This window comes from Enterobacter cloacae complex sp. I1M, from assembly GCF_014982425.1.
Classification (GTDB): Bacteria; Pseudomonadota; Gammaproteobacteria; order Enterobacterales; family Enterobacteriaceae; genus Enterobacter; species Enterobacter intestinihominis.
The window spans coordinates 61,390-76,760 of record NZ_JADCLG010000014.1 but is presented as its reverse complement, the minus strand read 5'-3'; the positions used below and the strand labels follow the sequence as shown (position 1 = coordinate 76,760).

The 15,371-nt window shown below is 57.4% G+C and carries 16 protein-coding genes; 10 read left to right on the top strand and 6 right to left on the bottom strand.

Translation table 11 applies throughout. The annotated features are described in order from the left end of the window. Positions 1-2: 2 nt before the first annotated feature. Positions 3-695, bottom strand: coding sequence for a response regulator (locus tag INF86_RS09445; RefSeq protein WP_022649373.1), 693 nt, complete (start codon positions 693-695; stop codon positions 3-5). Next, positions 685-2,322 carry a sensor histidine kinase gene (locus INF86_RS09440; protein ID WP_022649372.1) on the bottom strand — a complete coding sequence of 546 codons (1,638 nt, stop codon included), beginning with the start codon at positions 2,320-2,322 and terminating at the stop codon, positions 685-687. Before INF86_RS09440 ends, INF86_RS09445 begins: the two co-directional genes overlap by 11 nt. 345 nt (positions 2,323-2,667) lie before the next feature. Between INF86_RS09440 and INF86_RS09435 the strand changes: the two genes are divergently transcribed. The 8 genes from INF86_RS09435 to citG are packed head-to-tail and all read left to right on the top strand — an operon-like array spanning position 2,668 to position 9,979. Further along, positions 2,668-4,029, top strand: a complete 1,362-nt coding sequence (locus INF86_RS09435; protein ID WP_022649371.1) for a 2-hydroxycarboxylate transporter family protein — start codon at positions 2,668-2,670, stop codon at positions 4,027-4,029. 17 nt (positions 4,030-4,046) lie between these two features. Continuing rightward, positions 4,047-4,910: a fumarylacetoacetate hydrolase family protein gene (locus INF86_RS09430; RefSeq protein ID WP_193543454.1), complete on the top strand. Its 864-nt coding sequence runs from the start codon at positions 4,047-4,049 to the stop codon at positions 4,908-4,910. Positions 4,911-4,923: 13 nt separating this feature from the next. After that, entirely contained in the window at positions 4,924-5,946 is a 1,023-nt protein-coding gene (citC, locus tag INF86_RS09425; RefSeq protein ID WP_165715824.1) for a [citrate (pro-3S)-lyase] ligase, read from the top strand. 16 nt (positions 5,947-5,962) lie between these two features. Then, complete coding sequence (gene citD, locus INF86_RS09420; protein WP_017382935.1) at positions 5,963-6,256, top strand: citrate lyase acyl carrier protein; 294 nt, start codon at positions 5,963-5,965, stop codon at positions 6,254-6,256. Then, positions 6,253-7,128: a citrate (pro-3S)-lyase subunit beta gene (gene citE, locus INF86_RS09415; protein ID WP_032626185.1), complete on the top strand. Its 876-nt coding sequence runs from the start codon at positions 6,253-6,255 to the stop codon at positions 7,126-7,128. The genes citD and citE overlap by 4 nt, the downstream gene beginning before the upstream one ends. 10 nt (positions 7,129-7,138) lie before the next feature. Then, the gene (citF, locus tag INF86_RS09410; RefSeq protein WP_045308348.1) at positions 7,139-8,656 is read left to right on the top strand and encodes a citrate lyase subunit alpha; all 1,518 of its coding nucleotides are present in this window, start codon (positions 7,139-7,141) and stop codon (positions 8,654-8,656) included. 2 nt (positions 8,657-8,658) lie between these two features. After that, entirely contained in the window at positions 8,659-9,198 is a 540-nt protein-coding gene (gene citX / locus INF86_RS09405) for a citrate lyase holo-[acyl-carrier protein] synthase (protein WP_022649366.1), read from the top strand. Beyond that, positions 9,176-9,979, top strand: coding sequence for a triphosphoribosyl-dephospho-CoA synthase CitG (citG, locus tag INF86_RS09400; protein WP_193543453.1), 804 nt, complete (start codon positions 9,176-9,178; stop codon positions 9,977-9,979). Before citX ends, citG begins: the two co-directional genes overlap by 23 nt. 81 nt (positions 9,980-10,060) lie before the next feature. Here citG and INF86_RS09395 read toward each other — a convergent pair whose 3' ends face one another. From INF86_RS09395 to mutY, 4 genes are all read right to left on the bottom strand, one after another. Beyond that, entirely contained in the window at positions 10,061-11,317 is a 1,257-nt protein-coding gene (locus INF86_RS09395; protein WP_022649364.1) for a nucleoside permease, read from the bottom strand. Positions 11,318-11,608: 291 nt separating this feature from the next. Next, on the bottom strand, positions 11,609-12,685 hold the full coding sequence (mltC, locus tag INF86_RS09390) for a membrane-bound lytic murein transglycosylase MltC (protein WP_063146828.1): 1,077 nt from the start codon (positions 12,683-12,685) through the stop codon (positions 11,609-11,611). Between the two features lie 124 nt (positions 12,686-12,809). Next, on the bottom strand, positions 12,810-13,082 hold the full coding sequence (locus INF86_RS09385) for an oxidative damage protection protein (protein ID WP_003862425.1): 273 nt from the start codon (positions 13,080-13,082) through the stop codon (positions 12,810-12,812). 26 nt (positions 13,083-13,108) lie between these two features. Then, positions 13,109-14,161, bottom strand: coding sequence for an A/G-specific adenine glycosylase (gene mutY / locus INF86_RS09380; protein ID WP_193543452.1), 1,053 nt, complete (start codon positions 14,159-14,161; stop codon positions 13,109-13,111). A 144-nt stretch (positions 14,162-14,305) separates the two neighbouring features. Between mutY and trmB the strand changes: the two genes are divergently transcribed. Then, the gene (gene trmB, locus INF86_RS09375; protein WP_022649361.1) at positions 14,306-15,025 is read left to right on the top strand and encodes a tRNA (guanosine(46)-N7)-methyltransferase TrmB; all 720 of its coding nucleotides are present in this window, start codon (positions 14,306-14,308) and stop codon (positions 15,023-15,025) included. Further along, positions 15,025-15,351, top strand: a complete 327-nt coding sequence (locus tag INF86_RS09370) for a YggL family protein (protein WP_003862421.1) — start codon at positions 15,025-15,027, stop codon at positions 15,349-15,351. The genes trmB and INF86_RS09370 overlap by 1 nt, the downstream gene beginning before the upstream one ends. Positions 15,352-15,371: the final 20 nt, after the last annotated feature.

The following is a 15,371-nucleotide window of genomic DNA, read 5'->3' as shown; positions in this document are numbered from 1 at the left end:
AGTTAAGTCGCACTACGCCGGTACATCCTTCTCGGATGCCCAATCTTCCCGTACAGCATCTCCACCGTCAGAAAACCCACCTCCACGCAGTGTTCCAGATAGCGCCGGGTGGTGGTTTTACTCAGGCCCGTCTCGCTCACCACCTCATCCACCGTAAAGCAGTGCGCCGCCTTGTTGTTAAACAGCGTTTGCACCCGCGCCAGCGTGTTCTCCTCTATCCCTTTGCTGCCGTTGTCCAGTCGATAATTTTTCGCCTGTAGCTGATAGAGTGAATCCACGTTCTGCTGGTCGACAATCTTCCAGACGCGCTGCTGTTCGGCAAACTGCACAAAACGTTCCAGCGACTGGCTCAGGCGTTTCCAGGAAACCGGCTTGAGGATGTAGTCGAACGCGCCGTTACGAATGGCCTGGCTACAGGTGTCCATATCGCTGGCGGCGGTGATGAAAATCACTGAGCAGTTGGCGCGGGTGAGCATCGGGTTGCTGATAAGGGTGATGCCTTTGCCGTCCGGCAGATAGTTATCCAGCAGCATCAGCTTCGGCTGTTTGCTCTCCAGTTGTACCTGCGCGTCGGCCAGTGACGCGGCAATCCCCACCAGCCTCAGGCGCGGATGTTTACCGATAAGCTCCGCGTGCAGTTGCGCCAGTTCGTTCTCGTCTTCAACAATCAGTACGTCGATAAGTTCATGTTGCATAGTCGGTATCTTCCAGTTCCTGTACGGGGTGCCGGACCGTTCCCGTGGCGGGAATAAACAGTGAGAAAATGGCACCGCGTGGGGTGTTATCGGCAACTTCAATTGCACCGCCAGCCTGCGTGACGTAGCTTTCAATCAGATACAGGCCAATACCGTGATCGCCGCGCGTTTTGGTAGTGATGCCGCGCTCAAAGATCCGGTCGCGGATCTCCGGTGTGATGCCGACGCCCTGGTCGGCGACTTCAATAATCAGTTCCTGCTCGTTCAACTTTATTAGCACGTCTACCGGGGCATGCGGGAGCGGGGCGCGCTGGGTCGCTTCGATGGCGTTATCCAGCAAGTTCCCGATGATCGAGACTAGTTCCGATTCGAGCAGCGGCAGGAAGGGTTTGTCCACCCGGCAGGCTGGATCGAAGCTCAGCTCAACGCCTTTTTCACGCGCGCGGGCGGCCTTTCCAAGCAGCAAACCGCACAGCGTCGGGGAGCTAAAGCGGGACGAGATAAAGTCCAGCAGCTCCTGAGCGTGTTCCGACTGCGCCTGTATGTAGCGGATCGCCTCGTCATAACGGCCCATATGCAGCAGGCCGGACAGCGTGGTCATGCGGTTCAGCTGTTCATGGCGCATAATGCGCAGGTTATCAACATAGCGCTTCACCTGGCTGAGCTGGGCGCTGAGCGAGTCGATCTCGTTGCGATCGCGAAAGGTGATCACCCAGCCCTGCAACGCATCTTCCAGCATGATCCGCACCCGGCTGGCAATGACCGTGAGATCGTTAAAGCGACAGATCTCATCGTGGGTGTCTTTCGCAAGCATGGTTTGCGCGTTAAAGAACGGGACGGGCGCGATCACCTGGCTGATGAGTTGACCCCGCAGTTCGCGGGCGGGCTGGCGTAAGCCTAATAATTTACGCGCCGCCTGGTTAATCACCTCAATGCGGAGATCGTCGTCGATGGCAATCACCCCTTCATAAATGGATTCCATCATCGCCTTTTGCTGACGCACCAGCAGGCCGATTTCGCGCGGCTCCAGAGAGAATATCTGCTTCTTGATGCTGCGGGTGAAGAACCAGGAGAAAATAAACAGGGCGATAAGCAGCAGCACGGCGGCAATCAGGATATTAACCACCTTGCTGACGGTGATGGTGTCCAGATAGCTTGTGAGATAGCCTACCGAAACAATCCCTACCACCTGCCCGGCATCATTAAAAATGGGCGCTTTGCTGCGCAGCGAAATGCCTAACCCGCCCTTGCGGATGGTGATGGTGCTTTTGCCGTGTAATACCTCGTCGTTGTCTCCGCCAACCAGCGTTTTGCCTACCCGGTCGGCAAACACGGAATGGAAAAGATGCAGCCCTTTATTGTCACCAATCACAATAAAACTGGCGTCGCTGCGGGCGGCTATTTTCTGCATAAAGTCATGGATGCCCTGGATATCCTTTTGTTCGACTTCTTTTCGCAAAGAAGGAATAAGCGCAATTTCTTCGGCCTGTATTTTTGCGCGCGCGCTCATTTCTTGATAAAGCTGCCTGCCGACATCGACATAATAATATCCGCCCAGTAATGCGAACAGCACTGAGAAAAAGGCGACCAGCGAAATAAACAGCTTGATCTGAAACGATACTTTCATAACTATCACGCGAGATATCAACAGGTCGGCTGAATATATCATCTTTTAAGGCCAGGATGCCCGCTTTGCCGAAAACTTGTGATCCCTTGCACAGCGCAGCCTGTAAAAGATTTTTCCGAAAGTCTCATCCTCTTAAGCCTAAATGAATAAATGTTATTTCTTTGTTCAGTTAAGAAAAGAAACCATAAAAACCACGGTAATAAATAAGGCATAAATCACATTAAATAAAAGAAACCATTAAAACCATAGCGGCCATTAAAACTTCGCTTTTAATATGCCATTCCTCACATAAAGTAAGCCTTTGTGACTCTAAGCTGAACGCACAAAATAACTAAGGGGCTTATTATGAGCACAACTGACGATTCATTCTCTGTTACCCACGACCCGATTGATATTCAGCGGCCATCGCTCAAAGAGCGCTGGTGGCATATTATGGATACCTGGAAAATCGGCATTATTCCTCTGCCACTGTTCGTTCTGGCGGGCGCGCTGATTGCGATAGATTGCCTGGGCGGAAAACTGCCGAGCGACATCGTAGTCATGGTGGCCACGCTGGCCTTCTTCGGCTTTGCCTGCGGCGAGTTCGGCAAACGCCTGCCGATTGTCGGCAAGCTCGGCGCGGCGGCAATTTGCGCCACCTTTATCCCTTCCGCGTTGGTCTATTACGGCCTGCTGCCGGACGTGGTGGTCGAGTCCACGACCAAATTCTATAAATCCACCAATATTCTCTACCTCTATATCTGCTGCATTATTGTCGGCAGCATCATGAGCATGAACCGCACCGTGCTGATCCAGGGCTTCCTGCGCATCTTCTTCCCGATGCTGTGCGGTGAAATCGTCGGCATGATTGTCGGCATGGGCGTTGGGCTGGCGCTGGGCCTCGAGCCGTTCCAGATCTTCTTCTTTATCATTCTGCCGATCATGGCGGGCGGCGTCGGGGAAGGGGCGATCCCGCTCTCTATCGGCTATGCCACCCTGCTGCACATGGATCAGGGCGTGGCGCTCGGCCGCGTGCTGCCGATGGTAATGCTCGGCGGCCTGACGGCGATCATCATCTCCGGTTGCCTCAACCAGCTCGGTAAACGCTATCCGCACCTGACCGGTGAAGGCCAGCTGATGCCTAACCGCGCCAACGCCGATGCCACCGTCTCTCAACCCGCGTTCTCCGGCAAAGCGGATGTGACCACCATCGCCTCCGGCGCGCTGCTGGCGGTGCTGCTGTACATGCTGGGCATGCTCGGTCACAAGCTGATTGGTCTGCCAGCGCCGGTCGGTATGCTGTTTATGGCGGTGCTGGTGAAGCTCTGCAATGGCGCCTCTCCGCGTCTGCTGGAAGGTTCTCAGGTGGTGTACAAATTCTTCCAGACCTCCGTGACCTACCCGATTCTCTTCGCCGTTGGCGTGGCGATTACCCCATGGCATGAACTGGTGGCGGCGTTCACCGTCAGCAACCTGCTGGTGATTATCAGCACCGTTTCCGCGCTGGTGGCAACCGGATTCTTCGTTGGCAAAAAGATTGGTATGCACCCGATTGATGTCGCCATCGTCTCCTGCTGTCAGAGCGGGCAGGGCGGTACTGGTGACGTGGCGATCCTGACCGCAGGCAACCGCATGAGCCTGATGCCATTCGCCCAGATTGCTACCCGTATCGGCGGGGCGATTAACGTCTCTGTCTCACTGCTGATTCTGGGCAACTTCCTCGTTTAAGTTTTCAGGAAAGAACAATGAAACTCGCAAGCTTTTTATACCAGGGTAAACGCAGCTACGGCATCGTTCAGGCCGGGGGCGTGATTGATTTAGGCCGCCGCCTGGGCGACCGCTATGGCGACCTTAAAGCGCTGTTGCAGGGGAACGGGCTGGCGCAGGCCACCCGTTTTCTGAACGACGCGGTGGATGTACCGCTGAACGCCATCACCTTCTTACCGGTGATTGTCCAGCCGGAAAAAATTCTCTGCGTGGGCATGAACTATGCCGACAAGCGCAAGGAGTTTGATCAGCATAACCCGGCCCCGACCCTGTTTGTCCGCTTCCCGGATTCACAGACCGGCCAAAACGAGCCGGTGCTGAAGCCGCGCCACTCCAGCGAGTTCGACTACGAAGGCGAGCTGGCGGTGATCATCGGCAAAGGCGGGGAGAACATCAGCCGCGACGACGCCCTGCGCCACGTGGCGGGCTACAGCTGCTACATGGACGGCTCCGCCCGCGACTGGCAGCACACCTGGTTCACCGCCGGGAAAAACTGGCGGCAGACAGGGGCGTTCGGCCCGTGGATGGCGACGGCGGATGAGATCCCGGACCCGCACAGCCTGGCGATCCGCACCTGGCTGAACGGCCGCATGGTGCAGGAGGACAACACCAGCAGCATGATCCACAAGGTGGCGGAGCTGATCGAGTACATCAGCACCTTCACCCGTCTCAGCCCGGGCGACGTGATCATCACCGGCTCGCCTGGCGGGGTGGGTAAAAAGCGCAACCCGCCACTGTTTATGAAGGAGGGGGATCGCATTGAGGTGGAGATCGAACATATCGGTCATCTGAGCAACGTGATCGTGGAAGCGCCAGCCGTCGGGCTCGCGGCAGCGCACTGAGTAAGGCGGCAGCATGCAATCGCAACCCATTGATTTTCGCCACACCGTTGTGGCGAAACACCCGGAACGCTTAAGCCAGATCCGCTACCTGCTGGCAGACAGCGGCCTTGGCCTGGACAACGACATCACGCTGTTTGTTGAAGCCTGGTCCGGCGCGCAGCTGGTGGGTTGCGCCGGGCTTGCTGCCAACGTCATCAAGTGCGTCGCGGTCAACGAGCAGCTTCGTGGGGAAAACCTCAGCGCGCGTCTGCTGGCAGAGGTGGAAAATGCGGCGCTGGAGCGCGGCCATTTTCACCTCTTCCTCTGCACCCGTCCGTGTAATAAGGAGCGCTTTGGCCGCAGCGGTTTCTGGCCGGTTGCCCAGAGCGGGAACAACGCGGTGCTAATGGAAAACACTCCGCAAGGGATCGTGCGCTACTGCCGATCTCTGCGCGCTAGCCGCAAGTGTGGGGAGAAGATTGGTGCCATCGTGATGAACGCCAACCCGTTCACCCTCGGTCACCGTCATCTGGTGGAGCAGGCGGCGGCGCAGTGCGATGCCCTACATCTGTTCGTGGTGCGTGAAGACGCCTCGTTCTTCCCGTTCAGCGCGCGCCTTGAGATGGTGCGTGCGGGCGTGGCGCATCTGCCGAACGTGGTGGTGCATGAAGGCTCGCAGTACATCATCTCCCGCGCCACGTTTCCGGCCTACTTCCTGAAGGAGACCGGCAAAGTGCAGCAGGCGTGGAGCGAGATCGACGTGCTGATCTTCCGGGACTTTATCGCCCCGGCGCTGGGCATCACGCACCGTTTTATTGGTTCGGAACCGTTCTGCGATATCACCCGCCAGTACAACCAGACGCTGCACGACCTGCTGGCCTCGCACATCGACGTGGTGGAAATGCCGCGCATCAAAGCCAACGGCAACGCCATTTCGGCCTCGGAAGTACGCCGTTTACTCAAGACACAGCAGTTTTCCCGGATCCGGGAGATTGTCCCGGACTCCACCTTCGCGCACCTCGAAGCACATTATCGTGCGAGTGCGGAAGTCGCATAACTATCAGGAATTTATCATGAATATTGTAAGGGAGGCGCTGGCCGGAACGCAGGAGTCCAGCGACCTGATGGTGAAAATCGCCCCCGCTCACGGTGAGCTGGAGATTGTCATCCACAGTGAAGTGATTAAGCAGTTTGGCGAGCAAATACGCCAGGTGGTCAACGACACATTGCGCGCCATGAACGTGCACCAGGGATTAATCATTATTGAAGACAAAGGGGCGCTGGACTGTGTGATCCGCGCCCGCCTGCAAAGCGCGCTTCTGCGTGCCGCCGATGAACAGGCCATCAACTGGGGGGCGCTGAAATGAGCAAACTCCGCCGCAGTATGCTGTTCCTGCCGGGCGCCAATGCCGCCATGCTCTCCACCGCCTTTATCTACCGCCCCGACTCCATCATGTTTGACCTTGAGGACGCCGTGGCCCTGCGCGAGAAAGACACCGCACGCATGCTGGTGTTCCACGCGTTGCAGCACCCGATGTATCAGGATATCGAAACCGTGGTGCGTATTAACCCGCTGAGCACGCCGTTTGGCCTGCTGGATCTGGAGGCCGCCGTGCGCGCGGGCGTAGACGTGATTCGCCTGCCGAAAACCGACACCCCGGACGATATCTACGAGCTGGAAGGCCACCTGGAGCGCATTGAGCAGGAGTGCGGGCGCGAAGTGGGTTCCACCCGCGTGATGGCGGCGATTGAATCGGCCATTGGCGTCATCAACGCCGTGGCGATTGCCCGCAGCTCCCCGCGCCTGATCGGCATCGCGCTGGCCGCCTTTGACTACGTAATGGACATGCAGACCGAGCGCGGCGACGGCACCGAGCTGTTCTACGCCCGCTGCGCCGTGCTGCACGCCGCCCGCGCGGCAGGCATCGACGCCTTCGACGTGGTGTGGTCAGACGTTAATGACGAAGCCGGGTTCCTGCGCGAGGTCGATCTGATCCGCAAGATGGGCTTTAACGGCAAATCGCTGATTAACCCGCGCCAGATTGACCTGCTGCACAACGCCTACGCCCCGACACGGGAAGAGGTGGAGCACGCCAAACGGGTGATTGAAGCGGCAGAAGAGGGCGAGCGTAACGGCCTGGGCGTGGTCTCGCTCAACGGCAAAATGGTGGATGCACCGATTATTAACCACGCGCAGGTGGTGCTGGAGCGCGCGGCGGCCTCCGGCGTGCGTCGGTAAGGATGACATAATGAATCAGACAGAACTTCTCCATGTGAATTTCCCCCATCTGCGGGATCTGAAGCCCTTTGATACCGCCCACAGCGCGACGCCGTGGCTGGCGGACAGCGAGGCGAAACACAACCGTAAGCTTTGCGCCTCCCTCGAAGAAGCCGTCATGCGCAGCGGCTTGCAGGACGGGATGACCATCTCTTTCCACCATGCCTTTCGCGAAGGCGACCGGGTGATCAACACCGTTGTGGCGCTGCTGGCGCGGATGGGTTTTAAAAATTTGACCCTGGCCTCCAGCTCGCTGATGACCTGCAACGACGCGCTGATCGAGCATATTCAAAGCGGCGTGATCGCCCGAATTTACACCTCCGGTATGCGCGGCAGGCTGGCGGAGGCCATCTCCCACGGGCTGATGGACGAGCCGGTACAAATTCACTCCCACGGGGGGCGCGTGAAGCTGCTCCAGGATGGCGAGCTGAATATCGACGTGGCATTTCTCGGCGTGCCGTGCAGCGATGAGTTTGGCAACGCCAACGGCACGCAGGGCAAATCGTGTTGCGGTTCGCTGGGCTACGCCATGGTGGACGCACACTTTGCCCGTAAGGTGGTGCTGCTGACCGAAGAACTGGTGCCGTTCCCGAATATGCCCGCCAGCCTGGTGCAGGATCAGGTGGACTACATCGTGCAGGTGGAGAGCGTGGGCGACCCGGCGAAAATCAGCGTCGGTGCGGCGCGCGTCACCAGCAACCCGCGCGAGCTGATGATTGCCCGCTATGCGGCGGACGTGATTGAGCACTCAGGCTATTTCAAACCAGGTTTCTCGATGCAGACCGGCTCCGGCGCGGCGGCGACCGCCTGCACCCGCTTTATGGAAGAGAAGATGGAGCGCAGCGGCGTGAAGGCGCGCTTCGCCCTTGGCGGTATCACCGGCAGCCTGGTGGATTTGCACGAGAAGGGGCTCATCGAAAAGCTGCTCGACACCCAGTGCTTTGACGGCCAGGCAGCGGCCTCGCTGGCGCGCAACCCGAACCACGTGGAGATCTCCACCAACGTCTACGCCAACCCCGGCAGCAAGGCGGCAAGCTGCGACCAGCTCGACGTGGTGATCCTCAGCGCGCTGGAAATCGACGTCGATTTTAACGTCAACGTCATCACCGGATCCGACGGCGTGATGCGCGGCGCATCCGGCGGGCACTGCGACGTGGCGTCGGCAGCCAACCTGACCATTGTGGTCGCGCCGCTGCTGCGAAGCCGCATCCCGACCGTTGTGAAGCGCGTTACCACGCGCCTCACGCCGGGGGAGAGCATTGACGTGCTGGTCACCGACCACGGTATTGCGGTCAACCCGGCGCGCCCGGAGATCCGCGAACGACTCATGGAAGCAGGCCTGAAGGTTGTAGATATCAACGCGCTCTATGAGCGGGCGATTTCCCTGACCGGCGTACCGAAACCGATTGAGTTCACCGACAAAATTGTCGGGGTGATCCGCTACCGCGACGGCAGCGTGATCGACACCGTTCGACAGGTAAAGGAGTGAATATGACAATTGCGACACCCGTGCGGACGGGTGTCAGCCTTGACGCGCTGCTGGCGGCGAAAGAGCGCCGCGCAGCCCGTCAGGCTGACTGGCTTACGCACCATCAACAACCGGTGATCTCCCTAACGCTGGTCACGCCCGGGCAAATCAAAGACAGCCTGCGCTATCGCAACACCATGGGCGTGGCGTTACAGATGTGCGACCAGCTGCTGTGGGAAAACCGCTGGCAGGTGCTGGATCGCCAGGTGCTCTGGCTACCCACCGGACCTGAAGCGCTGTGGTGCGTCGCGCATCCGGCGGCGGAAATTAAAGCGCACTGTGCTGAACTGGAGCAGACGCACCCGCTCGGCAGACTGTGGGATCTGGATGTGATCTGCCCTGAAAACGGCCACGTTGGCCGTCAGTCGTTGGGTTCACACCTCAGGCGCTGTCTGATTTGCGACGAGCCTGCCCACGCTTGTTCCCGTTCTCGGCACCATCCCGTTGAGCAGGTGGTTTCCCGCGTGGAGAAAATGATAGATGACTGGTTTGCTCGCGACTAAACCGCGCCCGGTTGATGTTCCTGCGCTTGCCGCAGAGGCGCTGTGGCAGGAGCTGGAGCTGACGCCCAAACCGGGGCTGGTGGACAGGCTCAATAACGGCTCCCATCGCGATATGGACCATACCTTATTCCTCCGCAGCATTGCGGCGATTACGCCGTGGTTTGCCCGTTTTGCTGAACTGGGTGAAGCACATGCGGCCAAACCTGCCGATCAGCAGTTGCGGATTATCCGCCCGATGGGAATGGCCTGTGAGCAGGCGATGTACGCCGCCACGGGCGGGGTGAACACGCACAAGGGCGGGATTTTTGCCCTTGGTTTGCTCTGCTTCGCCGCCGGACGTGTGAAAAATATCTCTGCGGATAGCCTCTGTTGTGAGGTAAGTAACATCTGTCGTGGGCTCGTGGCGCGGGAACTGGGCGGGCGCTGCGGGCAGGCAACGGCGGGAGAGCGACAGTTTCAACAGTACGGTTTAACCGGCGCGCGCGGTGAGGCAGAAAGCGGATTCAGCACGGTGCGTAAGGCGCTGGCGCAGTGGAAGGGAAACACCCTTCATGACCTGTTATTGCGCCTGATGGCCATCAACCAGGACAGTAATCTCGTTTCGCGCGGCGGCACTGAAGGGCTGCGCTACGTCCAGGGTTATGCGCAGGAGCTGCTGGCGAACGGCTGGGATCAGGATGCGTTACTTAGGATGGATAACGCGTTGATTGAACGAAACCTGAGTCCGGGCGGCAGCGCGGATTTGCTGTCGGTGGGGTGGGTGCTGTCTGGAATAAAATAGCCGGGTGGCGCTAACGCTTACCCGGCCTACGGTTTGCGGTTTGTAGGCCCGGTAAGGCGAAGCCGCCACCGGGCACAACAATCAATGCGCGATCGGCTGCGCACCGTGTGGTTCGCGTACGTGCTTGTACTTGAACAGCACGATGAACGCGAAGAACAGCACCAGTGAGTACCCGGCGAAGATCAGCCACACCGGCTGCCAGTTGGTGATGCCGTTGGTGGTATACATCTCAACCACTTTACCGCTCACCACGCCGCCCAGAATACAGCCGAAGCCGTTGGTCATCATCAGGAACATGCCCTGCGCGCTGGCGCGAATTTCAGGTTTCACCTCTTTTTCTACAAACACCGAGCCGGAGATGTTGAAGAAGTCGAAGGCGCAGCCGTAAACAATCATCGACAGAACCAGCAGCACGGTGCCGAACGCGCTTGGGTCGCCGTAGGCGAACAGACCGAAGCGCAACATCCAGGCAGCGATACTGATCAGCATGACGTTCTTGATGCCGTAGCGGCTCAGGAAGAACGGGATGGTCAGGATGAACAGCGTCTCAGAGATCTGCGAGATGGACATCATCACCGACGCGTGTTCAACGATAAAGCTCCCGGCAAACAGCGGATCGTTATCGAAGCTGTGCAGGAAGGTATTACCGAACATGTTGGTGATTTGCAGTTCCGCGCCCAGCAGCATGGAGAAAATAAAGAAGATCGCCATGCGCTTGTTTTTGAACAGGGCGAAGGCGTCCAGGCCAAGCATGGTGCTCCAGCTCTGGTTTTTCTGCTGGTTAGAAACCGGAATGGTGGGCAGCGTCAGGGTGAACAGCGCCAGCAGCACGGAGAGCGCGGCACCAATATACAGCTGCATGTGGCTCAGCTCGAAGCCCGCGAAGCTCACGCCCCACATTGCCATGATAAAGCCGATGGTGCCCCAGATACGGATTGGCGGGAAGTCGGTGACGATATCCAGACCGGCAGATTTCAGGCGGTAGTAGGAGATGGTGTTGATCAGGCCAAGCGTTGGCATATACGCCAGCGAGTTAAGCAGGATCACCATAAACATCGCCCCCGGCGTGGTCACTTCGGCCGCCATAAACAGCGTCCCCGCACCCACCAGATGGCAAAGCATATACAGCCATTTCGCACTTAACCATTTATCCGCCACGATACCGAGCAGCGTTGGCATGAAAACAGCCGCAATACCCAGCGAGCTGTAGACGGCACCGATTGACGCACCATCGAACTTGAGCGTCACAAACATATAGGAGCCGAGTGTAGTCAGCCAGCTACCCCACAGGCAGAACTGCAGAAACGACAAGATTTTAAGCTGCAGCTTAAGGTTCATGTTACTTTCCTCACAAGTGAGCGGGAGATATGTTGTTATAGGAACATTCAGGGTTGTTATTTGATGCAATTCTATCAGTTGGCAACGATATGTTTTGTTACCTCCCGCAAAAAAATGCAATCCACATTAATTTGCAGTTTGGATTGTGATGCAAATAGCATTTTTGTATGGGTGGGATGAGATGGGTGCGGTCTGATGCCCCCTCACCCTAACCCTCTCCCCAAAGGGGAGAGGGAACTTGAACACCCTCTCCCCTTTGGGGAGAGGGCAGGGTGAGGGGGGGGGTGGTTTCTAGCGACGACGATAGTTCTTCTGCGCCGTATTCACCTTATACAGATAGCGGCGGGATTCCGCAGACGGGTGGCGAGTGGTGAGGGTTGAGTAGACATCCCCCGGCGCCATGCTGTTGATGATGTTCGCGGCCTGAACTTTATCGTTCGAGAAGACGCGCAGGACGCTGCCCGCGCCGCCGTTGTAGGCGGTGATCACCGCATAGCGACGTGAAGTCGGGTTATCAATCCCGCCGAGATAAACATTGTTCAGCATCGCCAGATATGCGGTACCGGTATCAATGTTGCTTTGCGGGTCAAACAGGTAGCTGCGGCTCGGCGTACCGGATTTCCCCTGCGCGCGGAACACGTCTTTACCGGCGCTGTGCTGCACAACCTGCATCAGCCCCAGCGCGTCGGAACGGCTCACCGCATACGGGTTGAACGAGGATTCGGTCTGCATAATCGCCAGGATCAGCGACTCATCCACGCCATACTTACGCGACGCCTGACGCACCATGCCCAGATACTTATGCGCACGCTTGTCGAGGTGGTTCGGCACCAGGTTGATCGTAACGCTATAGATCACCTTCAGGCCATTGGTGCGGCTTTTCAGGCGCGTTTGCAGCAAATAGTCTGCGAAGTTCGTCGCGCGCCCTTCCCAGCGAATCGGCTGACCGGTCTGGTCAACGACCTGCCCATACAGGAATGGCTCTTTGGAGATAGTAATATCATCGGCATCAGAGTAGAGATCGATAGATCCCGGATCGTCGCCCATCAGCAGGGTTTTGATGATGGCCTGACGTAAATGCGCCGCAGGTTCAGTCCCCGCGATGGTTTCAACCGTAATCGTACCGTCATCAAAGTTGATGTGGCTACGGGTCTGATAGGCGTCGGTATACTTAACGTAGTCCTTCGGTCCGGCAATAAGAACTTCGTTAAATCCCCATATGTTCTCGATGTTATGGGCAAACTGCCCCATCAAAATGTCAAAACCGTTGGTGTCCTTAACCCAGGCTTCGTTATAGCTATCGCCCTTTTTGGAAGAACAAGACACAAGCAACGGCGCAACAAGTGCTAGCGCTAATAGTTTTTTCATCATTCCGGGAGTGCGTGTTGTGTTTGCTTTGAGGTTGCTGTTGCCGGGTGGCGCTGCGCTTACCCGGCCTACATAACCGTAGGCCCGTGCAAGCGCAGCGCCGCCGGGCAGCAGCCGCAGAGTATTATTTTTCCGGTGGCGTATAGCCTTCGATGTGGACGTCTTTACCCTCGAACAGGAAGTTCACCATCTCCTGCTCCAGCAGCTTGCGGTGTTCCGGGTTCATCATGCTGAGCTTTTTCTCGTTGATCAGCATGGTCTGTTTTTTCTGCCACTGTCCCCAGGCTTCTTTGGAGATCTCGTTGTAAATGCGTTTACCCAGGTCGCCCGGGTAGAGCTGGAAATCCTGGCCTTCAGCGTCGCGCTGCAGGAAAGTACAAAAAATGGTTCTGGCCATACTCATTCCTCTTTGTCTTGCCGATGCTAAACCATTGCACCGACACGTAATTGCTGTAACAGGCGCTCCACGGGAGCCGCCAGCCCGACTGATGGCGGTTGCGCTAAGTTATACCAGAGAGCGGTGCCTTCATCCATGCAGGAGGTGAATGAGGACACGGGAAGCCACATAGGCACAATATCCAGATGGAAATGGCTGAAGGTATGACGGAACGCGTTGAGTTGCGTCAGGGTATCGGCCGCAATGCCGCGCTGTTCAAGCCATGCCCGAAGCGAAGCTTCATCCTCAAACTGTGGGAAGCAGTATAGACCACCCCACAGGCCACTCGGCGGGCGCTGGGCGAGAAACACCTCGTCGCCATGCTGCATCAGCAGCATGTACCCGGTGCGTTCAGGCAGCGTCTGCTTCGGTTTTTTCCCCGGATACTGCGCCCAGGAGTGGTTCGCATAGGCCACGCAGAGGTTATTTACCGGGCAGAGTTCGCACTTCGGTTTTGAACGGGTGCAGACCATCGCGCCCAGATCCATCATCGCCTGGTTAAAACGTTCCACCCCTTTCGCCGGAGTGACCGCTTCACTGATCTCCCACAGGCGCTTCTCAACCTCTTTCTTGCCCGGCCAGCCTTCTACGGCGTAGCAGCGTGCCAGCACGCGCTTGACGTTGCCGTCGAGAATAGGGAAATGCTTGCCTAAAGACAGGGAGAGAATTGCGCCTGCGGTTGAACGCCCGACGCCGGGCAAATCCGCCACCTCGTCAAAGGTCTCCGGGAATTTACCGTTGTGGCGGGTGGCGACCTGCTGTGCGGCTTTGTGCAGGTTGCGCGCGCGGGCGTAATAGCCGAGGCCTGTCCACAAGTGCAGTACCTCGTCTAACGGCGCGTTGGCCAGATCGGTGATTGTCGGGAAGCGCGCCATAAAACGCTCGAAGTAAGGAATGACCGTCGCGACCTGCGTTTGTTGCAACATCACCTCGGAGAGCCATACTTTGTAAGGCGTTTTTTCATTTTGCCAGGGCAGGGTTTTACGCCCGTATTTGTCGTACCAGTCCAGCACCTGGGCTGAAAATTGAGAGGCTTGCATGGTCATCGATTCGCTTAATCAGGGAGGCAGATTGCAGCACAGCGTCAATCTGCTGTAAACCGGATCTTTCCCATGCTTGCATAGAAGCCTTAACTTTGGATAATGCCCGTTTCCCGTACACTCTCACAAGCAGACAACTCTTTTATGAAAAACGACGTCATTTCACCGGAATTTGATGAAAACGGTCGCCCGCTGCGCCGTATTCGCAGCTTTGTCCGCCGTCAGGGCCGCCTGACAAAAGGGCAGCAACACGCGCTGGACAACTACTGGCCGGTGATGGGCGTTGAGTTCAGCGAGCAGCCGCTCGACTTTACCGAGCTGTTTGGCCGCGATGCGCCAGTGACGCTGGAGATCGGTTTTGGCATGGGCACCTCGCTGGTCACTATGGCGAAAGCGCGACCGGAGCAGAACTTCCTCGGTATCGAAGTACACTCGCCGGGCGTCGGTGCGTGTCTGGCAACGGCCCATGAAGAGGGCGTTGAGAACCTGCGCGTTATGTGTCACGACGCGGTGGAAGTGCTGCATAAAATGATTCCTGACAATTCTTTGAACATGGTTCAGCTCTTTTTCCCTGACCCGTGGCACAAAGCGCGTCATAATAAACGCCGTATCGTTCAGGCACCGTTTGCCGAGCTGGTGAAAAGTAAGCTTAAGCTGGGCGGCGTCTTCCACATGGCGACCGACTGGGAACCTTATGCGGAACACATGCTGGAAGTGATGTCGTCGCTGGACGGGTATAAAAACCAGTCTGAAAGCAACGACTACGTACCGCGTCCGGATTCACGTCCGGTGACAAAATTTGAACAGCGTGGCCATCGTCTTGGTCACGGCGTATGGGACTTAATGTTCGAGAGGGTGAAATAATGGCAAAGAATCGTAGCCGTCGTCTGCGTAAAAAGATGCACATCGAAGAATTCCAGGAAGTGGGTTTCTCCGTTGCCTGGCGTTTCCCGGAAGGCACCAGCGTTGAGCAGATCGATCAGGACGTTGATGCGTTCATCAACGAGGTGATCGAACCCAACAAGCTGGCCTTCGACGGTAGCGGCTATCTGGCGTGGGAAGGTCTGATTTGCACCCAGGAAGTGGGGAAATGCACCGAAGAACATCAGGCGCTGGTACGCAAATGGCTTGAAGACCACAAACTGGAAGATGTCCGCGTCAGCGAACTTTTCGACGTTTGGTGGGACTAATAAAGCAAGAACGGGGCCAG